Source organism: Bacteroidetes bacterium GWF2_43_63 (assembly GCA_001769275.1).
Classification (GTDB): domain Bacteria; phylum Bacteroidota; class Bacteroidia; order Bacteroidales; family DTU049; genus GWF2-43-63.
Genome location: MEOQ01000009.1, coordinates 38,730 through 63,053, shown reverse-complemented (window position 1 = coordinate 63,053; position 24,324 = coordinate 38,730). Strand labels below are relative to the sequence as shown.

General features: G+C 41.6%; 20 protein-coding genes. 10 read left to right on the top strand and 10 right to left on the bottom strand.

Going from position 1 to position 24,324, the window contains the following annotated elements; all coding sequences use genetic code 11:
- Positions 1–100: 100 nt before the first annotated feature.
- From A2W93_04565 to A2W93_04555, 3 genes are all read left to right on the top strand, one after another.
- Positions 101–2,086, top strand: a complete 1,986-nt coding sequence (locus A2W93_04565) for a hypothetical protein (protein ID OFY56034.1) — start codon at positions 101–103, stop codon at positions 2,084–2,086.
- Positions 2,087–2,200: 114 nt separating this feature from the next.
- Positions 2,201–3,274, top strand: a complete 1,074-nt coding sequence (locus A2W93_04560) for a hypothetical protein (protein ID OFY56033.1) — start codon at positions 2,201–2,203, stop codon at positions 3,272–3,274.
- A gap of 118 nt (positions 3,275–3,392) precedes the next feature.
- Positions 3,393–5,408, top strand: coding sequence for a hypothetical protein (locus A2W93_04555; GenBank protein OFY56032.1), 2,016 nt, complete (start codon positions 3,393–3,395; stop codon positions 5,406–5,408).
- A gap of 377 nt (positions 5,409–5,785) precedes the next feature.
- Here A2W93_04555 and A2W93_04550 read toward each other — a convergent pair whose 3' ends face one another.
- Positions 5,786–6,142, bottom strand: a complete 357-nt coding sequence (locus A2W93_04550; GenBank protein ID OFY56031.1) for a 50S ribosomal protein L19 — start codon at positions 6,140–6,142, stop codon at positions 5,786–5,788.
- Positions 6,143–6,428: 286 nt separating this feature from the next.
- The gene (locus tag A2W93_04545; protein OFY56030.1) at positions 6,429–7,001 is read right to left on the bottom strand and encodes a rubrerythrin; all 573 of its coding nucleotides are present in this window, start codon (positions 6,999–7,001) and stop codon (positions 6,429–6,431) included.
- Between the two features lie 233 nt (positions 7,002–7,234).
- Here A2W93_04545 and A2W93_04540 point away from each other — a divergent pair, with 233 nt between their 5' ends.
- The 3 genes from A2W93_04540 to A2W93_04530 all read left to right on the top strand — a co-directional run bounded on the left by A2W93_04540 (position 7,235) and on the right by A2W93_04530 (position 10,043).
- Positions 7,235–8,194: a glycosyl transferase family 2 gene (locus A2W93_04540; GenBank protein ID OFY56029.1), complete on the top strand. Its 960-nt coding sequence runs from the start codon at positions 7,235–7,237 to the stop codon at positions 8,192–8,194.
- On the top strand, positions 8,181–9,407 hold the full coding sequence (locus A2W93_04535; GenBank protein OFY56028.1) for a hypothetical protein: 1,227 nt from the start codon (positions 8,181–8,183) through the stop codon (positions 9,405–9,407). Before A2W93_04540 ends, A2W93_04535 begins: the two co-directional genes overlap by 14 nt.
- A 129-nt stretch (positions 9,408–9,536) precedes the next feature.
- Positions 9,537–10,043 carry a hypothetical protein gene (locus tag A2W93_04530; protein ID OFY56027.1) on the top strand — a complete coding sequence of 169 codons (507 nt, stop codon included), beginning with the start codon at positions 9,537–9,539 and terminating at the stop codon, positions 10,041–10,043.
- A gap of 25 nt (positions 10,044–10,068) precedes the next feature.
- On the opposite strand, the gene A2W93_04525 is transcribed toward A2W93_04530, so the two are convergent.
- The 7 genes from A2W93_04525 to A2W93_04495 form a co-directional block, all read right to left on the bottom strand.
- Positions 10,069–10,413, bottom strand: coding sequence for a hypothetical protein (locus A2W93_04525; protein ID OFY56026.1), 345 nt, complete (start codon positions 10,411–10,413; stop codon positions 10,069–10,071).
- A gap of 12 nt (positions 10,414–10,425) precedes the next feature.
- The gene (locus A2W93_04520) at positions 10,426–11,064 is read right to left on the bottom strand and encodes a hypothetical protein (GenBank protein OFY56025.1); all 639 of its coding nucleotides are present in this window, start codon (positions 11,062–11,064) and stop codon (positions 10,426–10,428) included.
- Positions 11,065–11,208: 144 nt separating this feature from the next.
- The gene (locus A2W93_04515) at positions 11,209–11,844 is read right to left on the bottom strand and encodes a hypothetical protein (GenBank protein ID OFY56024.1); all 636 of its coding nucleotides are present in this window, start codon (positions 11,842–11,844) and stop codon (positions 11,209–11,211) included.
- A 125-nt stretch (positions 11,845–11,969) separates the two neighbouring features.
- Positions 11,970–12,596, bottom strand: coding sequence for a hypothetical protein (locus A2W93_04510; protein OFY56023.1), 627 nt, complete (start codon positions 12,594–12,596; stop codon positions 11,970–11,972).
- Between the two features lie 330 nt (positions 12,597–12,926).
- The gene (locus tag A2W93_04505) at positions 12,927–15,344 is read right to left on the bottom strand and encodes a hypothetical protein (protein OFY56022.1); all 2,418 of its coding nucleotides are present in this window, start codon (positions 15,342–15,344) and stop codon (positions 12,927–12,929) included.
- Between the two features lie 27 nt (positions 15,345–15,371).
- On the bottom strand, positions 15,372–15,809 hold the full coding sequence (locus A2W93_04500; protein OFY56021.1) for a hypothetical protein: 438 nt from the start codon (positions 15,807–15,809) through the stop codon (positions 15,372–15,374).
- 626 nt (positions 15,810–16,435) lie between these two features.
- Positions 16,436–18,052, bottom strand: a complete 1,617-nt coding sequence (locus A2W93_04495) for a peptidase (GenBank protein OFY56020.1) — start codon at positions 18,050–18,052, stop codon at positions 16,436–16,438.
- A gap of 203 nt (positions 18,053–18,255) precedes the next feature.
- On the opposite strand from A2W93_04495, the gene A2W93_04490 reads away from it, so the two are divergent.
- From A2W93_04490 to A2W93_04475, 4 genes are all read left to right on the top strand, one after another.
- Positions 18,256–19,911, top strand: coding sequence for a hypothetical protein (locus A2W93_04490; protein OFY56019.1), 1,656 nt, complete (start codon positions 18,256–18,258; stop codon positions 19,909–19,911).
- A gap of 65 nt (positions 19,912–19,976) precedes the next feature.
- Entirely contained in the window at positions 19,977–20,237 is a 261-nt protein-coding gene (locus A2W93_04485) for a hypothetical protein (protein ID OFY56018.1), read from the top strand.
- A 69-nt stretch (positions 20,238–20,306) separates the two neighbouring features.
- Positions 20,307–22,082: a hypothetical protein gene (locus A2W93_04480; GenBank protein ID OFY56017.1), complete on the top strand. Its 1,776-nt coding sequence runs from the start codon at positions 20,307–20,309 to the stop codon at positions 22,080–22,082.
- Positions 22,083–22,198: 116 nt separating this feature from the next.
- Positions 22,199–22,747 carry a hypothetical protein gene (locus A2W93_04475; GenBank protein ID OFY56096.1) on the top strand — a complete coding sequence of 183 codons (549 nt, stop codon included), beginning with the start codon at positions 22,199–22,201 and terminating at the stop codon, positions 22,745–22,747.
- 79 nt (positions 22,748–22,826) lie between these two features.
- Here the strand turns inward: A2W93_04475 and A2W93_04470 are convergent, their stop codons facing one another.
- On the bottom strand, positions 22,827–24,281 hold the full coding sequence (locus A2W93_04470) for a cytosol nonspecific dipeptidase (GenBank protein ID OFY56095.1): 1,455 nt from the start codon (positions 24,279–24,281) through the stop codon (positions 22,827–22,829).
- Positions 24,282–24,324: the final 43 nt, after the last annotated feature.

Here is a 24,324-nt window from a genome sequence, read left to right as displayed (position 1 = left end):
ATTTCATGTTTGTAACAAAATATGACATTTTGAATAAAACACAGGTCGAAAACTGTATATTTACAGAATTCTGCAACTTTTCATTTGGTTTTCTGTCTGTATGATAGTACTTTTGAACGGTCAAAATAATAAAACAAAACCACACAGTAATATGAAACATGTTTTAACCTTTGCATTGCTTTTGAGCTTTGGCATGACAGTGATGGCACAAACAATTGTGAGCACAATTCCTGCCCCAAAGAACGTTGTTCTGGAAGAATATACCGGTATCAATTGTCCGTATTGTCCTGATGGACATCGGATTGCCAATGAATTAGCCACCGCGAATCCGGGCGATGTGTTTCCAATCAACATTCATCAGGGATCTTATTCAGTTCCAAGTTCAGGACAACCTGATTACAGGACTGCTTTTGGCGATGCGCTGGCAAGTCAAACCGGATTGACCGGTTATCCTTCAGGAACTGTTAACCGTCATGTGTTTTCAGGAACTAATATAGCTTTGGACCGTGGTTCATGGACATCAGCTGCCAATACCATGCTTGCTCAAACATCTCCTGTGAATGTAGCCATCGATGCTACAATGAATGAAGCTACCCGTGAACTTTCAATACTTGTTGAAGTTTATCATACAGCAACTGAAGCTACTGCGACAAATAAACTTAATATTGCCGTTCTTCAGGATTATGTTGTCGGGCCACAGTCCGGATCTTCATATAATCCCGATTATATTACAGGTTCCAGCTACTATCATATGCACATGCTGCGGCATCTTATTTTTGGTCAATGGGGTATCACAATTCCCACAACTACCGCGGGAACATTTTTTGACACCGCTTTTGTATATACTGTACCTGCAACATACGGAACTATTCCCGCTGAATTATATAATTTAAAGCTGGTTGCTTTTGTTTCGCAGGGAAACAAGGAAATTCTGAGTGGTGATGAATTTAAAGTACCGTTCCCACTCGATGCTGGTGTTGCTGACCTTGACAGCATTCCTTCAATGTCATGTGGCACGACTCCTTTTAGTCCATCAGTGAGATTGTATAACAACGGATTAGCAACAATAACCACTGCTAATATTAATTATTCAATCAATGGTGTTGCTCAAACTCCAATCGCTTTCACCGGATCACTTGTTGCCGGAGATGACACCATCATTACATTCCCTGCTTTTACTCCTTCAACAAACGGAGCACATGTTTTTGAAGTAAGCGTCTCTGATCCTAACAGTACAACCGATTATTCATTTGTTAACGATGAAGTGTCAGCCACTTTCGTAACATTTGTTTCAAGCATTACAGCTCCTGTAACACAGCCATTTACTTCAACCACCTTCCCTCCGGCCGATTGGACTCTGAGCGATGATAATAATGGCACCAACTGGACACGCAGCACTCAGGGTTGCTTTGCAGGTGGAAGCGCATTCATCAATTGGTTCAACATTTCTTCTGGGATTGACGACATCGTAAGCTATCCAATGGATTTTTCATCTATCACAAATTCTGTTCTTACATTCAATTATGCTCATCGCCAATACAGTTCTTCATATTCCGATAAACTTCAGGTTGATGTTTCAACAGACTGCGGCGCAACATGGGCAACCGTGTGGAATAAATCGGGTTCGCAACTTGCAACTACCACTGCCAGTGAATCAGCATACACAACAGTTCTTGCAGCACATTGGAAGTTTATTAGTGTCAATTTATCGGCATATGACGGAGAAAGCAGTGTTCTTGTTCGTTTCAGGGCAACCAGCGGATATGGAAACAACCTTTTCCTTGATGACATTAACATATCAAACACTGTCAGCATAAATGACAATGAAGAAAACGCTGGTTTTGTTGTTTTCCCGAATCCGGCCGATGACGCAACAACCATTAAATTCAATGTTCAGTCTGCTGACGATGCATTGGTAACAGTTTCAAACACATTGGGCGAAACAGTTTATTCTTCATCTGAAAAACTGACTGCAGGTGTAAATACAATTCAGATTAATACCGCAGCATTCATCAACGGAATTTATTTCGTTAGTGTTCAGCATAACGGTACGTCATCAACAAGTTCTTTCGTAGTAACTCATTAACAGAGTTAATCAACAAATTATTAAGCCGGCTTATGCCGGCTTTTTTTTTGCATTACAATCTTATATATTCTTTAAGCATTATTTTTCTTTTCATGTAAGGAAATTGGTATAATTTTGGGCAAGCCCAGAAAAACATCTACCATGAAAACAATTACTCTTCTACTGCTTGCAGTTATCGCTGTTTCACTTTATTCATGCAAAACAGCAACTGTATACACCAACGTTTTGGTGCCCGCTCAGATCACAGTCCCACAGCACATTCAAAGTGTGGGAGTCCTCAATCGCAGTCTGCCAGCCAAGGGCGAGGGTTGGTCTAATTTTCTTGAAGGTTTTATTACCGGAGAATCCATTGCTGCCGACCGCGAAGGTTCTTATAATGTTTGTAAAGGACTTGCGTTTAAGGTGAACACCAATCCGCGTTTCAAAGCGCAACTGATGGAAGGTGAAGACTTGCGTGGCACGGGCACCAAGGAATTTCCTGTCCCCCTCTCCTGGGCTGAAGTGGACGCACTATGCAAAAAATATAATGTCGATGCCATTGTTTCGCTTGAAACTTTCGACAGCGATATTCGCCGTACCTCGCGTTCACGTCAGGTGGAGCGTGCGGTCAATGGCGAAAATGTAATGGTCACGGAATTTATGGAAGACCTGAACATCAGAGTCAATGCCGGCTGGCGTTTGTATGACAATGTCAACAAAAAGATTATTGATCAGGATGTTTTTTATGATGATAAAGGATGGAACACCGTTGGAAATTCACCCGAAGATGCATTTCGAAAACTACCTTCAAAGCGCAATGCCATAAACGATGCAGGATACTTCGCCGGTGAAATGATGGGCATTCGGATTTCACCCAACTGGGTTCGTGTTTCACGCATTTATTATAAAAAAGGTGACGATCGTCTGAAGAGTGCCAAGAAATTCGTGAAAGTGAATAACTGGAAAGAAGCTGTAGTGCTTTGGTCTCAGTCGGCCAAAAGTCCTGACCCGAAAATTGCCGGCCGCGCTTGCCACAACATGGCTCTGGCTGCTGAAATGGAAGGCGAGCTCAACATCGCGCTCGAATGGGCTAACAGAGCTTACAAAGACCACATGCTTAAAAAAGAAAGAGCGTACATCAATCAGCTTAATATTCGTTTGATGGAGGTTGAAAAGCTGAAAGAGCAGCTTCCTGAATCGGGAAACTAGAATAAAAATCACTGTCAATCGGGCTGTTCGTCACAAAACGGACAGCCTGTTTTTTTTCAGGGTTGATTTATTTTGAAAAAAAATGTAGGTTTGTTCTCTCTTTTATATTTTCAATTTCATGATTATGAAAAAGCTTATTATATGTCTGATTGCGCTTTGCGCTTTCATATTTTCATTTCCTTCTATTTCTACAGCGCAGAACCGCGATATCGTTTCGCTTGATGGAGAGTGGAATTTTGTTGTCGATCCCGATACCAGGGGGCTCAGGCTTGGCTGGGGCGAAAATGGCCTGCCGGCGCGCGGAAAGCGTCCCGCCACTGTACCACACTCCTTTAATATGAACGAAGGTTATTACACTTATTGGGGTGCGGGCTGGTACGACCGGAAATTCCAGATTTCCAAAAATCAGATGAATAAAATTGTGCGGCTACGCTTCGAAGCAGTGAATCACGATGCAATTGTTTATGTAAATGGTAAAAAGGCTGGGGAGCATTTCGGTGCTGGATACACTCCATTCACAATTGACATCACGCCTTACATTCAGCCAGGCGAAAACACACTGACGGTTTACACCAATAATGAGCCATCGAAAAAAAGCATTCCTTACATGAAGAGCTTCGACTGGTCGCACGACGGGGGAATTATTCGTAGTGTGAATATGATTTTCACTGAGCCTCAGGCCATGCGCACTATTCATGTAAACGGCATTCCTGCCGGTGATGGTGGTCGGGCAGAAATTTCAATTCCATTCATTGACTTTTCAAAAATAAACTGCAGTAAGACCTGGTTCCAGGCGGTAATTACTGAAGAGAATCAGAAAACACAGAATATTGTTTTCAAAGGCAAGCTGAAAGGGAAGTTCAGCGATGGTCGTTTTTTGACAAGTGTCAATCTGAAAAAAGCTAAACTCTGGCATTTTGATTCGCCAAATCTATATCGGATCGATATCACCCTGTTTGAAGGCAAGAAACCTAAAGATGAACTGAGTACCGTTTTTGGTTTCCGTAGTATAAAAATTGAAAACAACCGATATGTGCTGAATGGCGAGCCCATGCGGCTTATGGGCATGGAGTGGACCGCTGGCGAGGATATGGAACACGGACTTGCGCAGACCGACGAGAATCTGAATAAAGGCCTCACGTTGATGAAAAATGCCAATTGTGTTTTTGCCCGTTGTCACTGGCAGCAAAGCGAAAAGTTTTTCGACTGGTGCGACCGCAATGGAATTCTGATCATGGAAGAAGTCCCGCTCTGGGGCTACGAAACGCATCTTAGCGACACTTTACTGCCCATCGCCTTGCAACATCTCGACGAAATGATCGACGCTCACTACAATCATCCCAGCATAATCATCTGGGGACTTGGTAATGAGATTTCCAGCCACGAAGAAACCAACATCAAAGGGTTGGATACTATGGAAAAATACGCCCGGAAACTTGATAATTCGCGTCTGGTGGCCTATATTTCAAATGCAGTTCACCATGAAGTGCCAGGGCCTGAAAACATCTTGCCGGATGCCTCTCCGCGCTACGACATGATTATGTATAACGAATACAACACAACCTGGTACGGATTTAACCTCGATTCAATCCCCGCAGCGCTTGACCGCATTCACGGCATGTATCCTGAAAAACCAGTCACCATTTCAGAGTGGGGAATATGTGAGCCGAAGTTTAAAGGAGGAGATGAGCGACGTGCCACGGAAATGGTTGAACAGATCAGGATTTACGGCAGCAAAGACTATGTTGCCGGAGCAATCTATTTTTGTCTGAACGATTACCGTACGCATTTTGGAGAAGACTCTACCTATCGTTACCCGCAGCGAATTCACGGTATTTGCGATGTGAAGCTGAATCCGAAACCTTCGTATTATGTAATGAAAGAAATTAGTTCTCCCATCATTTTGAAAGATATAATCGTGAACGGGAATGATGTATCGATGACCATTGCAGGGAATACAGGCATTCCATCGTATACGGTCAGCGATTATTACATTCAGGCAGGAGATACCCGGATAGACATTGTGAAGCTAAAACCCGGGGTTGAAATAAAAATTGATTTCTCGACTACAGCAAGCGATGTTGTGATCTATCGTCCTACAGGATTTGAGGTGATGCGGATTGGTGTGAAGTAGTTGGGGCCTGCGTCGCGCAATGCAAGGTGCACAAAGTAATGTACAAACGACGCACTCAGATCGTGTCGCTTCGCGCCTCGATGCAGAGAGGTCGTCATTGCTCAGTGCATGGCAAGCTTAACGCTTAAAGATGGTACAGATTTTTAGCCCTTAATATTTAAAGCTTTAAGCTGAATTTTGCTCTCGCACTTCGTTTACACCCTGCAATTGGGCGCGCGTCTCCTGCTTGCAACCACGTGAAATGTGGTAAGCGTTTTACGTTGACGCGTGACCGGAACATTTTTACATGGGGCGGGTTTGAAATCCGTGACATGTAAGTGTAAAAAGCAACAAAAAAAGCCGGCAAAAGCCGGCTTTTTGCAAAGCGCAAAAATATCTTAGTATTTCTTTTCCTTGATACGGGCTTTCTTTCCACGCAGTTCGCGCAGATAGTAGATGCGTGAGCGACGTACAACGCCGTGTTTGTTCACATCTATGCCATCAATGAATGGGCTTGAGAACGGGAAAATACGCTCAACACCAATATTGTTCGAAATTTTGCGAACAGTAAAGGTTTTGTTGGGGCCTTTGCCCGAAATCTGAAGAACAATACCCTGAAATGCCTGGATACGTTCTTTGTTTCCCTCAGTAATTTTATACTTAATAGTGACAGTATCACCCGATTTAAACATCGGAAATTGTTTGCTGTCAATAAGTTGATTCTCGACGAATTTTATCAGTTGTCCCTTGTTCATAGTCTCGAATTTTGCTTTTTCAAAAGAAAGTGCAAATATACAGCGTTTTTTTTATATCTGACCAAAAAATTCTGAAAAAAAATGAAATCTACTTGTTTTTATTCGCAATCTCCGGTCGGAAGCGAGCATTGACCCGATGACTTATGCAAATATTCAGACCAGAATTTGGGATGAAATTTATCTGTCAGAAAACTATTACCAGGTACAAAGCCACTAAAAATAAAAACTGCCCCTCTAATTTCTGTAGTATAAATCATGGGCCAGTTTTTATTTTATCTTTCAAATTCTAATAATTGGTAGCTCTGCGTTCCTGATAGTCAATCGGATGTTCACATGCAGGACAGTTTTTCAGAGCTTTTTTGCCTTTATGAACGTATCCGCATTTGCGGCACATCCATTCAACTTCTTCCTCTTCTTCAAACACTTTTCCGTCAGCAATATTTTTCAAAAGCTTGCGGTAGCGCTTTTCATGTTCAGCTTCAACAGTAGCGATCAGTTTAAATGCAGATGCAACTTTTTTGAATCCTTCTTCTTCGGCAATTCTCGCAAATTCAGGATAGAGCTCCGTCCATTCCTCATTTTCACCGCCGGCAGCAGCCTCGAGGTTTTCTGCAGTTGTTCCCAAAATGCCAGCCGGATACGATGCTGTTATTTCAACCATTCCACCTTCGAGAAACTCGAAAAAGCGCTTACTGTGCTGATCTTCCTGACTAGCTGTTTCTTCAAAAATAGCGGCGATTTGTTGATATCCTTCTTTGATTGCTATTTTGGCAAACATTTTATAGCGGCGTGCAGCCTGTGATTCACCAGCAAATGCTTTCAGCAGATTCTGTTCGGTTTTTGTTCCTTTTATGCTCATGGATTTTTGTTTAAGTATTTAAGGACAAAAATAGTGAATTTTTCTTTTTCGATGAAGCCTTTTATTGCAATGGATGATTTTGGTGATTGATTTAATTGTAAAAGTATTGGTTGAGGTATTGGTTGAAATGAAAACAATATCAATTACTTATATATTTTTGTGCTTGCTACAGAATACACAAAACCCAGTCAATTGTTTTCATTATTTTTGCAAATAATATCAACTACCCAATTATGGTCGAAAACAACTCCATCGCAATAGTAATTCCGAGCTACAAGGTCTCCAGTCATATTGCGCAGGTAATAGCGACTTTGCCGGCCTCTATCGATCACATTATAGTCGTTGATGATATGTGTCCTGAAAAAAGCGGAATGATTGCCCAGCAGATTGCTGTGAATGACCCCAGGATACAAGTGATCTTTCATGAGAAAAACCAGGGAGTCGGGGGGGCTGTAATTTCAGGATATTACGCCGCAATGGATAAGAATTGCGATATTGTCATAAAAATGGATGGTGACGGGCAGATGGACCCGGGTTTTATTCCCGCTTTGATTGAACCTTTGAAGAAAAACAAGGCAGACTATACAAAAGGTTGCCGATTCAGTAATCCGGAGACACTTAGAAACATGCCCAAAATCCGTCTCTTCGGTAACAGTATGCTGTCATTTATTCTAAAAGTCTGTTCCGGGTATTGGAATGTCATGGATCCGACAAATGGATATACTGCCATTTCCATCAGGGCATTAAAAAAACTTCGGTTTGAACACCTTTCAAAAAGGTATTTTTTCGAGTCGGATATGCTCGTGCATTTGAATATTTACAATTGTGTAGTCAGAGACATTGCTATGCCATCCATTTACGGTGATGAAAAGAGCTCGCTCCGGGTTGGGAATATACTGCTGAAATTCCCGTTTCTGTTAACAAAACGCTTTTTCAAACGTATTTTCTACAAATTTTTTCTATTTGATTTCAACATGGCTTCTGTTTACATTATTACAGGTTTGCCCATGTTTATTTTTGGAACTTTGTTTGGAATTTATCGCTGGATATACGGTTCCATGCATCAGGAAATTAATTCAACCGGGACAATCATGCTGTCTATCCTGCCTATTATTCTTGGAATACAGTTTATTCTTCAGGCAATACAGATTGATATAAGCTCCATTCCTAAGAAAATGGATGATGAAGAGTAAATTTACTTCAATATTGAATTATAAACCAAGCAGGGAAAGAGTCTGGTACCTAACCGGCATTTGCATTGCCGTTGTACTTACGATACTGGAAAATTTCCTTTCTCCGGGGCCTGACGCCAATTTGTATTTCGGGCTTGGTAATAATCTACTTAATGGAGTTGGGTATATTGATAACATCCGCAACGACTATATTTTGCCTCCCATCGGGCATCCATTATTGATTAGTTTGTTCAGCTTGATTGGATTATCCGGGCTATTGTTCAACAAAATCATTTTTTTTGCAGCAATATTTTTTTCATTCAGGGTATTCAGGTTGGCAGAAACATCCTTATTAACGTCGATCATATTGGTTTTTTTGATCCCGGTAGTATTACCATCCTTTATTATTTATGGGGTTGAGGTATCGTTGTTTCTTTCATCTGTTCTGGTTGTTTTGACTCTATTGATGTACGTCAGTAATTACACATTACTAAATGGCATTCTGCTGGGTCTTTCACTTTTCGGTTTTTTAATTATCCGGCCTTTGCTTCTCCCGGCGTTAATACTTTGTGCATTGATAGCTGTTATGCTCATTTTATTTCGAAAAAAAATGTTTCGACTTCTGGCTCCTGTATTGGGCATTCCAATCATTGCCCTTGTCATTACCTCGGCTGTTTCTTACTCAAACTATGGCGATTCCAGATATACACAGGGAACATACAGCGCAATAACATTATTTTGCTCGTTTAATGAATATATTGACCTTAAAGCCACATATTATTCTGACAGATGGAATGAAATACCAGTCTCCAAAAGAGAAGAGGGTATAAGACTTCTCTCAATTCCTGATAATGGCAAATGGAAAGATCGGGATCAGATATTGAAGCGTGAGGTTACTAATTTTATCATAGAACACCCGAAAGATGCTATTGAAGCTTTTTTGTGGAGATTAAAAAAGTTTTCTTTCGGTGCAGATGGGATAATCTTCCGGATTGTGTTTTATTGCTGGCTTCTGATTTCCATTTTTTCTGTTTTCCGTATTTTCAGTAGACCAATGAGCGTTAAATCGAAAACGTTGATACTTTTTTCCTTGCTTCTTCCTGCTTATATTATTGGGGTTCAGGCAATATTTGTGTACTGTGGCTCCCGTTACTATGTTGTTCCTGCATTGTTTATGATTTTCGGCACCGTTATAATGTGCAAAAACACATTTCTCAACAAATCCAAAGGTTGATATTACTGCATCTTTTATTGTGAAATAGTTGACAATATTCGTGAAACGTCTGCTGTTTTTATTGCACTATTACATGAATTTATGTATGTTTGTTGAAACATTTTTCAAAAATCTTTTAAATGATTTTTTATGAAGAAGCTATTTACATTTGCTTTACTGATTGGAATGATTGGGTTTGCAAACGCTCAGTATCCACTCGAATCCGGACGATTGCAGCTTAACCTTGGCACCGGTTATACCAACCAGGGCATTCCTGCTTATGTTGGTGCTGATCTTGGCATTGCTGAAAATCTCTCACTCGGTGTTGATGCTTCATACCGGTTTTTCAACGAAAACTTCGGCAATACAATGTATAATCACAGCATTATCACTGTTTTGGGGAATGTAAATTTCCATTTCAACAATATGTTTAAGCTGCGCGATTATACAAGCTCCGATTTGTATGGTGGTTTTAGCGGTGGTTATGCCATGGCCGAATCTCCTGCACTCTATGGAGGAAGTGTCGAAACCGGAGCTGTTTTCGGGGCTCAATTTGGATACCGCATGTTTTTTAATGAGAAATTCGGCCTCGATTTTCAGCTAAACGCTATGAGCACCTATATGGGAGCCAGAATCGGACTGACCATTCTGCTGTAGCGGTAAAAGTTTTCGCTTTAATTGTTTATTTTATTATCGGATTCTCAAATTTTTCTTTTGTCATCCAATGTACCAGCAATCCTGTCAGGGCGCCGAGAATGAGTGTCATGCCCGAAATAGGAATGAGCGATTCAGGCATATTCCATCCAATAATAAATGCAGTTGGCAGAAGACAAATGAAGGCGATTATTATTCCTTTCAAAACAGGATGCATTCTGAATGATACGTGAGCAGTAAAAAAGCCCACGGCCAGCCACATTGAAAATGCAGCCAGATTGGCATCCCATGTGAGTTTCTGAATAATCATCGGAATCAGATCAATAATTCCGGCAGCAAATCCGGCTAAAAACCCGGCTAAAGTTTTGTTCATAAGATTACTGAATTATTTCTTCAAAACACTGATCGAAATCACCACCGGATTCAGGCGCTGGGCTTCAGCATCATCCGAATTGAATTCATTGTCGCCCATCAACATTTCGTAATCAGGATTATTTCCGTCTTTCACAACATCAGTGATTCCAAGTTGTAGAGAAATGGGAAGTGTAGTCAGTTTTCCACTATTGAACTCGGAAACAATACCACCATAGTCCCAGCCAAAACCAAAGAAAATAAAGGGAACTTCATTCATTGTTTCCAGCTCTTTCAACGACGTGCCAAGCCTTATTCCGAAACTGGTTTTCCAGTGCGAAAATGTGATTAGTTTTTCTTGCTTTTCGTCGTACAAAGCACTTAACGTCACTTTCGAAATCTCAGTTTTGTTTTTTATATTTTTCCAGGTTATTTCAACCTGATCACAGGTACCCTTGTAGAGGAGTGTTGCCATAGAAACAGCGCCCTCAGCGCCATACACGGTATCCCAGGTCACATTATCGTTTCCGAATTTCTCAATCAGCTCTGCTTCATTCTTTATAGAAAGAAGTTTATCGAGTGTGTCAGTGGGGTTGAGCTTCAGGATCACTTCCTCTTTTTTCTCCTTATTTCCGCAGGCAGCAATAAACAGTACAAGTACAAGAATCGACAAGTATCTCATTGGTTTTTTTTGCAAAATTACAAAATGCATTTGTCAAAACACTTTATCTGCTATACTGAACAGTCAAGACAATCACAGAAGCCCACTCAATCAGGTATACAGATGGGCAACCATGTGCTACACAAAATCCAGGTTTTAATGCTTTTTAGCTGAGGGGATATATTCAAGAATCAGGTCGAGCGCTTTGTCAATGCCGATTTTGCTTGTGTCGATGCATAGGTGATAGTTCCCTGCATCCATCCAGTCTTTCTTTGCGAATTTTTTGATATAGGAACATCTTTTCTTGTCGCTGTCGTCAATCATTTTTTCAGCAGTTTTGATTGAAACAGAATAGAGGTCCATGATTCGCTTCACCCTGTAATCCTTATCAGCATGCAAAAGAATTTTCACCAGATTCGGATGTCCATCGAGCACATGAAAACCGCACCGACCAATGATTACCGCAGAACATTCTTTCGCAATATCCATCAGAATTTCACTTTCAGCTTTGTATAACTCAAGATCCGTTGGTGCGAATTTCTGGACTGGTGGAATGTAAACATCAACCGCATATCTGCTCGACATTTGGATGTAGTCCCACCAGGTCTGTGATTTTTCATCCATGCTTTCCAGATCTTCTTCGGACACAGAAAGCGTTTCAGCAGCCTTGCGGATTATTTCCCGGTCGGCATAATGAATTTTAAGTTTTTTGGCCAGCTTTTGACCGATATAGGCCCCGCCGCTGCCCATTTGGCGGCTGATTGTAATGATCAAAGGATTAGTTGTTTTCATGTTGTTGCCTCCTCTTTAAAGGTTTTGACATTTTTACAAAGATAGCAAATATAATTAGACATACCTAATTTAATATGAGTTTAAATGACCATATTGTCACATTAGTCATATTTGGACAGATGTCGTTATATCAGCTTGGCAATGGCCAAAATGGCTTCGATCGATTTTTCAAGACCCAATTTTCCGGTATTGAGCGAAAGGTCAAAATTCCTTGCATCGTTCCAGTCTGCACCTGTAAAGGCCTCAATGTATTTTGCCCTGGCTCGGTCACTATCGTTAATGGCCTCCAGTGCTTCTTTTTCATTCAGGTTATGCTCTGTCATGACTCTGTCCATGCGGTACTCTTTTGAAGCATACAGAAATACGCGCAAAGTTTTTGGCCGATCTTTGAAAACATGAAAACCGCCACGACCAATAATCACAGCATCGATATTTTCGGCCAGCTTGTGCATTATGTTGGTCTCGACTTCAAACATTTCGGCATCAGTCGGCGCGTATTTAATGCTGATTGGTACATAAAACTCCGGGGTATAGCCCGAACTCAGCAACATTGTTTCCCAAAATGGTTGTATTTTTTCATCGCGTTTTGCAATATCTTCTTCTTTAACCGATAGCTTTTCGGCAGCTTTACGGATGATTTCATGGTCGGCATAATGGATATTCAGCTTTCTTGCAACTTGTTGCCCTATGTAGGCTCCGCCAGCTCCAAGCTGCCGGCTGATTGTGATAATCAGTGTTTCTGAAGCTTTCATAATGGATCCTCCTGTGTTTTTAATGTATCACAAATATAATAAATTTAATCCGTTAAATGAAATAATTATATCGCCAAAATATATTTTATGACATATTAAACAAATGCAACAATGCGAATACATTGATTTTTTATGAAGCAAGTCTTCAATCGATCCTGATAATTATTGGGCGCCTTGCAGCGCGTGCTCTCTGCGTTGCGGAAATGCTCGTTGATCATAGCTGGCGATAGGTCGCATTCCGCGACGCAGAAAGGTGGACCGGAGTTGCAAAAAACATTCGATTTATGCCAAAACGATTTTTATTCTTGATTATGTTTGAATAACATTATATTATTGGCTGTTATTCTCGTCAAGATCGTTTAATCCGTTCTGCTTTTCCTTTTTACCAAGTCCGAAATTGTATCGGATATTGATTCCAAAACGCCGGCTATCGCGGTAACGTTCGCCATAAGAGGGCAGGGAACCTTGCGTAAGTTTAAAAGCGGTGTTCATTGTTCCTAATAAGTCACGGGCATTGAGAGTAATGATCATTTTCTGATTCATAAAGGTTTGTGAAAGTCCGCAGTTCAGCGAGCCGAAGTTTTCGAGCTCATAAAAACCACGGGAGCCATTTACCATCATAAATCCATTCACGGTAAACTTAGTATTTCGGGCCAGTTTGAGCGAATGGAAAGTAAAGAAACGCCAACTGCCTCGTTTGTATGATAATGGCTCGCCTTCGTAAAAACCTGCATAATCATTCAGATTATATTGTGCACCCAGTGCAAAAAAGTATTTTCCACCCGGCGGAATGCCAATCATGGCGCGCATATATTTTTCCGTATTCTTTCCAAGATTGTCGTAGGTCATCACTGCCACGCCGTTTTGTTGTTCATCTTCATATACAACGTCCGAAAATATATCCTGCGTGTAATTGATACCAAAGGCAAGTATTGGCATATCTTCGTAGCTGATGTTGAACTCAATATTATTGGAGAATTGCGGCTTCAACTCAGGGTTTCCTGCTTCATACAGAAACGGGTCCAGGTATTCACGCGATGGATTGAGCTGTCCGTATTCGGGTCGTGCAATGGTGCGGCGATAAATGAGAAAAGTTCTGAGCTTGATCGGAATGATGTTGGGCAGCAGGGTTGGCAAATCGCGGCTGATATACACATATGGAAATAAATCGGCACGTTTTACAATAAAACTGGTATCGGTGGGTACTTTTTGTTTTCCATTCATGTAAGTGTATTCAAGTCTGCATCCGGCTTTCAATATCAGTCCTCCCCAAATGGTTTTGGAGGCCTGCGTGTATGCTGCGAAAATTCCCTCGTTGAATGTATATGCGTTGCTTCGGCCTGAATCGGGAATCTGAACGTTGTTTTCAATGCCGAAAAATGTTGCATCGCTGTTGTATTGCTGCAACGAGCCTTTTATACCTGATTCGGTTTTGATGCCATTTTTTAGTTTGTAGGTCAAATCTGATTGAAGTTGCAGCAAACCTCGCTGCTGAGGGCTTTTTCCGATGCCTGAAATAATCGTATCGAACGGGAAAGTATAGGCCGTGTGGTATTCCTGATCCGATTGATTCTGGTTGAAATCAAAGCCCAGTCTGGTGTCCCATTCCGAATCAAGAGTGTCGATTTTGTACCGGTATCCGAAATCCTGCGACAGACTGAAGCGATTGCCTGAAGTATTGATCCAGTCTTCGCTTTCGGCAAGATGTGTGCCTGATTCTTCTGCAAAAAAACTATTATTTACAACATCCGAATTCCGAATTCCGAAGTTAAGCCGGCCATCGTATGAAAAGCCGTTTTTATCGTTGGGATCAAAAGTAAATCCGTAGCCAGCGAAGAAATCATCGGAGGTTTGTCTGGTTTCGGATCGCTGATTCAGCGTGGTATCCGTTGCAATACTGCGAACGGTATTCATCTCGTCGAGTCGGTCATGACGATGATACCCGACATTGATATACAACGTTGTTTTATCGCCACTATTGTTGAAACTGGCGCCGGCAGTGCGGTTGCCGTATTTCCCCTGATTCATTCCAACATTTATATTTCCAAAACGACCAATTTCCAATCCTTTTTTCAGCACAACATTTACGATTCCACCTGAGCTTGCAGCGTCATATTTGGTCGAAGGTGTTCGCAGTATTTCAATGCGTTCAATGCTTCCGGGAGGCAGATTGCGCAACAGATTCATCATATCCTGGTTGCTGAGTTTTTGTTCCCGTCCGTTGATGTAAATGACAGCTGGTGTTGTGGCCGAAAGAAATATGCCGGCGTCATAATCAACATAAATGCCGGGCGTTGCTTCAATTACTTCAAGCGTGTTGGTGCTGATGCCTATCATGGGCGCCGGATCAACAATCATTTTATCATCTTCCTGCCGGATAAATGGGCGGTCGGCAGAGATGGTCACTTCGTTGAGCGAAAGAGAATTTTCTTCGGGTGTGAAGGTAAAACTGCGGTGCTGCGGATTCACAGCGATGGTTTTCCGAAACGGAGTGTAGCCAATATAACTTACCACAACATTGTACATGCCGTCGGGAATATTTTTCAATACCGCAACACCATTCACGTCGGCCGCGGCCAGAAACATTTTTGTTGAATCTTTTTCAGCAGAAAGTTTTACGGTGGAGCCAATTAATGGCTCTCTTGATTTATTTCTGATTTGAAAAGTAACATCCTGCGACCAAGCCGTAGCATAGCTGGAAACAAGCAATGAAGCGATTATAAGGAGTCTGAAGGGAAATGAGCGCATGTAATATCAGTAGATAAAAGTTTGAAATTATTGGCCCGGACGTAAATCGTGCTGAAGCTCATATACCAGATTACCGCCCAGATAGCCACAGTACCCAATGGCAATGACTGCCGCCAGCATGAGCGCAAAATAGAAATATTTCAGAAGTGCAAAATCTTTTTTCAGATAAATGGCCACGAATCGCACAGCTGTAGCGGCGCCGAAAATATAGATGGTAATCCATGAAAACAGTTCGTGCTCATCTTTTACGTCGCGTCCAACACCATCGTAGCTGCGTGAGTAGTATTCGCCGGTGAACCACGAAAAGAAAACCGCCAGCAACGCCAGTATCATCAGAAACAAGCTGCTTGTTTTGCGCCAGTCTTTCCGGGCTACAAAAATGTAGAAGAAGTCAATAACAAAGCCCACAATCACCAGTGCAACGGAGAAGTGGACAACCATGGGATGAAAAGTGACGGAGTTCATAGTGATGGAATTTTCAATCAGCAAATTTACAAGGATAATAATAGTAATTATCTATTGAATAAGTGCTATTACAAATATTCGTACGAAAAAATGTAATCTATTGCTTCCGGATGTGTTCAAATTCCTGCGACGTGTTGTGATTATTTTTTCTGTTTGCGGCCAAGCATAACCTCGGCGGCATTTATCACCCGGATGGTTTTCTGACCAGTATCTATTTCAATAAAACCCATCCAATAAATTTGATTGACTAATTATAACTGTGAATATGTCATGAAATTTCGGAAAGAAATAAAGTAAAATGTCTTGAAAAGACGGAAAGAAAATGAATTATTGAATTAAATAATTGACAATCAGAGTAGTATTTGTCGCACGCTGATTAACGCAGCTATTGAGCTTCAAAATTCAATCCGGTTTATGGTTTTCTGACAATGAGCTATTGTTGAACAGACGATGAAAAACAATATGATAAATGGTGATCGCAATGTCATGTTGTGTAAATAACAATGTTTCAAAAATCAAACGACGATTCCATGTTCCGGCTCATAAACAGTGAAAAAACCGTAAACCATCCGCCGGAACGGTGGAATGCCGTAACAATCTGTTATTCTGAGATATCCTCAGGAAGTTCAAAACGACAATTTCAAATCCGTCCACAGCTGATTGCGCAACTCGAGCCATTTGGCAGCCGATGATGCGTGAAAATCGGCGGTGTAGCGGGTCAGATATTCGCGGCATTTTTGTGTTGGATGACCGGCTGCAGCGTTGGCCTGATCTTCTTTCAGCAGTTCTGCGGCGCGCTTTTCAACATCGGGCAGCTCAGCAAAGGCTTTGTCTTCGTATTGCATCAATGCCGGCTCAATCAGCTTGCGGCCATCGCCCCAGCGCACTGTTGCCAGGCGGTTGGCCTGACGATATTGCCAGTGTGCCGATTGTTCGTTGAATGCAAACTGTCCGGAATAGTTGAATGATTGCGGCAAAGAAAGTGTGCCTGCAAAAATTGGAATGCGCGGACTTTCGGCAGGATTGTCGAACGAAAACCAGCAAACGCCGCCCACTTCGTCGGGGAGCCAGTCGCGGCACTGTCCGACAAAACTATATCCGCACCAGGCAACGGCGCAGGTGCGTTGGAATTTTATGGTTCCTTCTTCCTGATAATTCAACATACCCATCATTTCGCGCTTCATCCAGGGGTTGGCGTAGGGCGAGGTGATGGTGTCGGTGACGGTTTCACCGGCTTCGTTTTTATTCGATGTCACCATTTTCAGATTCCGGGTCATGTCCCATTGTGTACCTTCGAAAGTGGAGCGGAGCAGAGCCATAACATCGCGCACCGACACTTGTTTATCGGGTTTTACAGAGAACGGAAGTTCGTCGGCGTTAAAGTCAAGATTGAGTGATGGGGCCAGACAGGAAAGAATGAAATATTCACGGATCTGAAACGGTTTGCTTCCGCTGTAGGCTTTCCAGAATTTAAAAGGCTCCTTGCCATCCCAGAAGCCCATTTTTTTGGCGACGCTGAAAACATTATCCGAAGCCATAAAATAATCTTTGTTTTTCAGATCAATTTCGCTGATGCGGCTGATGTTGGCACAAACGCCCACATGGTCATCAGGAATACGCTGTGCAGCCCACACCGCGCCGATTTTATCAGGACCTTCACCGAAAATTTCAAACACCCAGACTTCTTTTTTATCAGCAATGGTGATACATTCTCCACCATCGGCATAGCCGAATTCTTTAACCAGTTCGCCCATGAGCTTTATCGCATCGCGAGCGGTGCTGCAGCGTTGAAGCACTATGGCTTCGAGATTTTCAATCAGAAAAAGTCCTTTATTATTCACCAGTTCCTTGCGGCCCGAAATGGTGCTTTCGCCAATGATGAGCTGTTTTTCGTTCATGCATGGATAAGCAACATTTAAGTAGGCATAAGTTTGCTTTACTTGTTTTATTTTTCCTTTGGTTTCAACACCACGAGTATCCCATGGCGTCTCGGTATGCATGGTGCCCGATTGAATATCCAACATAGCTTTTTCGTCAAATGTGGCAGCCGGAACAATGTTGAGCCATGAGCGATATTTGCCGTCGCAGGTATGACTGGTAATGACCGAGCCATCGGTGGTGGCGTTTTTACCGGCCATAATACTGGTGCAGCTTTCGCTGAGCGGGTATTCATCGGTTTGAGCTGAGATTACCAGATGTAATAATCCAGATAATACGAAGGTAAAAAGAATGGACTTTCTCATTATTAAAAATTGGAGCACAAATCTAAAAAAAATTAAATTTGCATAAAATCCTTAACAGGATAATAAATTAAAATAATAAAGCAATGATATTCAAAGTCATTTTTTCAGGATTGCTGATATTCTCAGTTGTTTTACTACAAGCGCAGAATGCCGTAAATGTCATCCCTTGCCAGAGGATTCATCCACAGCTTGATTTTATGCGAATGTCAATTAAACCGGACTCAAATGCTGCTTTTCATCTTTTTATAGATCAGGCAATGGATTTTGCTGCCGAAACTGATGAACACAATATTTTTGCAGAGAACGATCGTAATTATCATCAAAGCAGTTCCAATGTGTATTATATGTGGGATTTCGGTGATGGAACTGTTGAGGTAGGTCCGTTTGTTTCGCATTCATATCAAACTCCCGGGCATTTTATTGTCAGTATGAATATTGTTGATAATAATAATTGCAGCAGCGATACGCTGAGATTTTCAGTATTGACAATTGCTCCCCCTCAGGTAAGTTTCAATTTCAGCGACTTCTATTGTATTTCCGATACCTTATTCATATCAATAGGCAGTGACACTGCAAACAATATTTCCATTGTGCCTCAGGAACAGACCGGCCAGGATGTGTTTCTGTACAAAGATACGACGTTATTTATTCCCGATGGGCCATCCTGTTCAACATTGTCTGTAAACGTTCCCTTCTTGGTTAATACCGGAAACCCGGCAACAATTGTGGGTCCGGATGCCATCAGATCGGTCTGTGTCAATATGGAACATTCCTTCGCTGGCGATTTATCATTTCAACTCACGTGTCCCGATAGTATAACAGTTGTTCTTGATTCGTATGACAACAGTGGCAGTAGTAATCTGGGTATTGCTAATACGACCGATGGAACCCCCACCTGTGACTCAGCTGCAAATCCGCCGGGAACTGGTTGGCTCTACTGCTGGAGTGATTATTATAATCATCAGGGAATCATGAATAATTTAGACGCCGGGACAAATCCAATCCCTCCTACTGACACGATAAACAATACAGGTTATATTTACCCTGAAAATTCCTTGGTAGGATTTGCTAGCGGAGGTTGTCATCTTGATGGGATATGGACTTTAACAATAACGGACTCATGGGTATATGATAATGGATATTTGTTTGGGATACAGATGAGTCTGAAAAACAATTCAACTGATACTGCTGCGGTTTTGACCGACACTATAATTACTGGTCCCGGTATTGTTCAATTACCCGGTGGACAATGGGCCATTACCGGAATTCCCGCAGGAACATTTCAATATCATCTTGTTTTGCATGATTCACTTGGAAATAATTATTCGTATCCATTTCCAGTTACATTCACTGCAAATGATTTCGCAACTGAAATTCACGGAAATGGTACAACAGATGTATCAATGATTGAAAGTTACAACACTGATTATCATCAGGGAGCTGATTATTTGTGGACAGTGACCAATGGAAACGTTGTTAATGGCCAAGGGACAGACAGCATTCAGGTTTTGTGGCAAAACAGCGGCACCGGGTTAATTCAGGTGGCAGAAACCATTGGGAATTGTACAGATTTTGATTCTCTTTATGTCAGCATAGTAGGATTGAACGAATTGAATGCAAATGATTATTTGTCAGTATCCCCCAATCCTGTTGAAAACACGCTCTGCATTGATGCTCTGCAAACCATTTCAGATATTGAAATATTTGATATTTCCGGACAATCAACAGGAATTCATATAGGAAATGTTTTACCTGGTTCGAAAACGTATGTCCCTGTTTCCAATCTGTCGCCAGGAATTTATTTCATTCGTGGTTTTAATAAAGGAAGCCGCAAAGAAATAATTTTCATGAAACAATGATCGATTGGCTTTTGGTCGACAAGGTTGTCTGCAACTGATTAATTTCATTGTTCTATCTTTGCACTATGGCACTCACAAAAAGTCGTAATCGCTGGAAATTTATACGTTGGCCTAGAATAATTATTGCAAAAGCAATACTTCGTCTTTGTGGCTGGAGATATAATTATGCTGTATCAAAAGATATAACAAAGGCAGTCATGGTGGTAGCTCCGCATACTTCGAACTGGGATTTTATTCTCGGTCGACTGTGCTACAATGCACTCGATATCCGGGTTCGATTCATGATTAAAAAGGAATCTTTTGTTGTTTTGTGCAAATTTAAATAATTATATTTGCTGAATAATCCGATAAACAAATTTTAATTAATTTAGAATTTGTTTGCAAAAAAGATTACCATGTCAAAATTTTCTACATTTCTGATTTCAATATTAGGGCTAATATCGTTAAACGCTCAAAATCCGGAATTCAGGTACCCTTGTCAAATGATCAATGCAAAGATTGATTCATCGCAAATGTCAGTAATTCCGGGCAGCAACTCAATTGTTTATTTATGTCAGAGCGAACTGGTTGTCTTCGCTGCCGATGGATCCGGAGTCGACGTTTTTCCCCAGAATGACATCAATTACCATCAAGACAGTTTGAATGTCTTATTCATTTGGAATTTCGACGATGGAACAATTGACACCAATCGGGTACAAACCCACACATACGCTGTTTCCGGAATTTATGAAGTTCAGTTGTATTTGGTTGACAGCAACAATTGTTCAAGTGATACTTGCCGGATTATTGTTTGTGTATCAGCTTCTCCCATGGTAGAGATGAATTTTGATAATTTATATATTTGTTCCTCAGACACATTTTTCATTTCAATTGGAAGTGATTCAACCAATAATATTGTAATTAATCCGCATGACACAGTTTCCGATGGTTTTGTCTTTTCAGTTGACACTGCTTTATTTATCCCTGATGGACCAAGCTGTCCTCCTGGTTATATAGATATTCCAATCCCTGTAAACACAGGATCAGGAGCAGCGTTGATAGGTCCGACAAGTATTGAGGGTGTTTGTATTGAGATTGAACATTCCTGGGCTGGTGATCTGTCCTTTAGTCTTACATGTCCCGATGGGCATTCGGTTTGGTTGGATTACGGTGACCATGGTGGTGATAGTTTTTTAGGTATACCAAATGAATCTGACAATTCGCCGGTATGCCTTAGTTCGGCGAATCCGCCAGGAACCGGATTCCTATATTGCTGGTCTGAAAATTATCCTTCTACAGGAACATTGAACGATTTGGATGATGGAGCATCTCCTGTTCCATTCACTGATACAGTTATCAATTATAATTATCTGTACCCGGATCAATTTTTTATCGGTTTCTATAACGCAGGGTGCCATATAAATGGGAACTGGATTTTGAGAATTACTGATGATTATGGTCAGGATAATGGTTATATTTTCAAAGCACAAATGAAACTTAATGGGGGTAATTTAATAGGTTTTTCGCACATAACGGATACAACAATTACAGGTCCTGGTGCAATGCAGTTGCCATCCGGGCAATGGATTATTTCAGGAGTAGCAGCTGGTACATATTTTTACAGATTGTATCTTACTGATGCATACGGGTGCACCAGCATTTACCCTTTTCCACTTACAGTTTCCAATAACAACATCGGAACAACGATAAACGGAAACGATTCTCCGGATGCACTTTCAATTGAAAACTACAATTGCGACTACCATGCAGGAGCGCAATACTTATGGAACGTGACTCATGGCATAATTGCTTCAGGGCAGGGAACTGATAGCGTGCAGGTATTGTGGCAATATGGCAGTATTGGCTATTTGTCGGTTGTTGAATCAATAGGTGGCTGCAGCGACTCTGATACAATTGAAATATTAATTCAGGGAATTAACGATTTCACCAATCAAAATTGTTTTTCTGTTTTCCCTAACCCAACCGAAAATATGATTTACATTAATGCCATGAAGGACTTGTCTGATGCCGAGATTTTACACACCTCCGGGCAGTCTACAGGCATCAAAGTTGGGAATTTGCTTGCTGGTGAGAAACTGGGGATTTCAGTATTAGCTCTTTCGCCAGGAGTATATTTTATTCGGGCCATGACAGAATATGGACCAATGAAAATTAGTTTCGTTAAGCAGTGAGATAACAAAAATTGGATTTATTAATCTGATATCCGCAATTTTCTGCTTTATCCTATCTTTGCACTATGGCACTAACAAAAAGTCGTAACCGCTGGAAATGGATCCGTTGGCCAAGAATAATTATTGCAAAGGCAATACTTCGTCTTTGTGGCTGGAAATATAATTATGCTGTATCAAAAGACATTACAAAGGCAGTCATGGTAGTCGCTCCGCACACGTCGAACTGGGATTTTATTCTCGGTCGACTTTGTTACAACGCACTCGATATCCGGGTTCGATTCATGATTAAAAAGGAATCTTTTGTTTTTCCGCTCAATCTCATAATCCGCGCCTGGGGCGGCATTCCGGTGGATCGAAAAAATCCCGGAAATATTGCCGAACAAATGACTCAGCAGTTTGCAAAATACGATGAGCTTGTGTTGGGTATTACGCCCGAAGGCACACGCAAACCAAATCCGCATTGGAAAAAAGGTTTTTACCGCATTGCCGTGCAGGCCAAAGTGCCGATGATTCTTACCTATCTCGACTATAAAAGGAAATTTGGATTTGTTGGCAAAGTTGTTAATCCAAGCGGAAACTATGCGGCTGATATGAAAATAATGTCGGAGTATTTTGCGGAATGCACACCAGCGCACCCTGAAAATTATGTGACACCACAGTTTTAAATTTGTTTAACGAAGCTAAATAAACAAAAAAAGCTGTCCGGAATGCGAACAGCTTTTTTGAATAGTTCTAATTGAATGATTATACGTTCTGCAAAGTATTCAGAATGAGATTCCAGAATCGCTCAACTGTAGGAATAAGCAGCTTTTCGTCAGGACTGTGAACACCACGGAGTGTGGGTCCAAAGGATACCATATCCATTCCCGGGATTTTTTCGCTGAACAGGCCACATTCAAGACCCGCATGAATAGCGCGAACCACAGGTTTGTATCCAAATTGTTTTTCAAACTGCTCAACAGTAATTTTCAGAATAGCACTGTTCGGATCAGGCGTCCAGCCAGGATATCCATCGCCATGCTTAAATTCAAATCCAGCCATACGGAAAGTTGCAGCTACTGCATTGCAGATATTCTGCTTTGCCGACGCAACCGAACTGCGCTGGCTTGTGGAAATAGTAATTGTATTATTGCTCATTTTTATCGATGCCAGATTGGTTGATGTTTCAACAAATCCTTCGATATCCTGCGCCCACGCAATGACACCGTGCGGCATGGCATAAATCAGATCAATCAGCTTGTTTGCCGTTTTGCTGTCAACCACTTGTCCCGGATTATCAGCATTTTTTATCTCAACATGCACCAACGGATCGGTAATTTTATATTCGGCTTTAACCGTTTTGTCTAAATTTTCAATGTAAGAAAAAACTTCTTTTTCTTTGCCAGCAGGAATCAGAATCACTGCAACGGCATCGCGTGCAATGGCATTGCGCAGGTTGCCTCCGTCAAACGAAGCGAGTCTGGCAGATGGATAATCACTGCTGATTTCCCACAAAGCTCTGCCAAGGATTTTATTGGCATTACCGAGTCCGCGGTGAATATCATCGCCCGAATGTCCGCCTTTGAGTCCGCCAACTGTAATCTGAACCGCGGTCATCCCTTCGGGAGCGGGCTCTGATGTATAATAGCGTGTTCCAACCGTATCTTTTCCACCGGCACAGCCAATGAAAATTTCACCTTCGTCTTCGCTGTCAAGATTAAGCAGGATGCGGCTTTTCAGCATTTCGGGCTTTAATGCAAAAGCACCTGTAAGTCCTGTTTCTTCATCCACAGTGAAAAGGCATTCGATGGGTCCATGCTCAATGTCAGTGGCATCCAGCAATGCGAGTTGTGCAGCAACACCAATTCCGTCATCGGCGCCCAGAGTGGTTCCGGTGGCTTTCACCCATTCTCCGTCAATACGGGGAATAATGGGGTCTGTATCAAAATTAAAAGAGCTGCCGGCTTCTTTTTCACAAACCATGTCAATGTGACTCTGCAGCGCAACCCAGGGTTTGTTTTCAAATCCGGGTGTGGCTGGTTTGCGGATTACAACGTTGCCGACTTCGTCGGTGATAGTTTCAAGATTATGGTGCTTTCCGAAATCGATCAGATATTTTACCATCTTTTCTTCCTTCTTCGAAGGATGAGGAATTTCGCAGATTTCGGCAAAATATTGCCAGACTTTTTCGGGCTTCAGGTTTTGAAAAACGTTTTCCATAGTAATTATTTTCAGATGCTTTTTTTGATTGCCAAATATACAT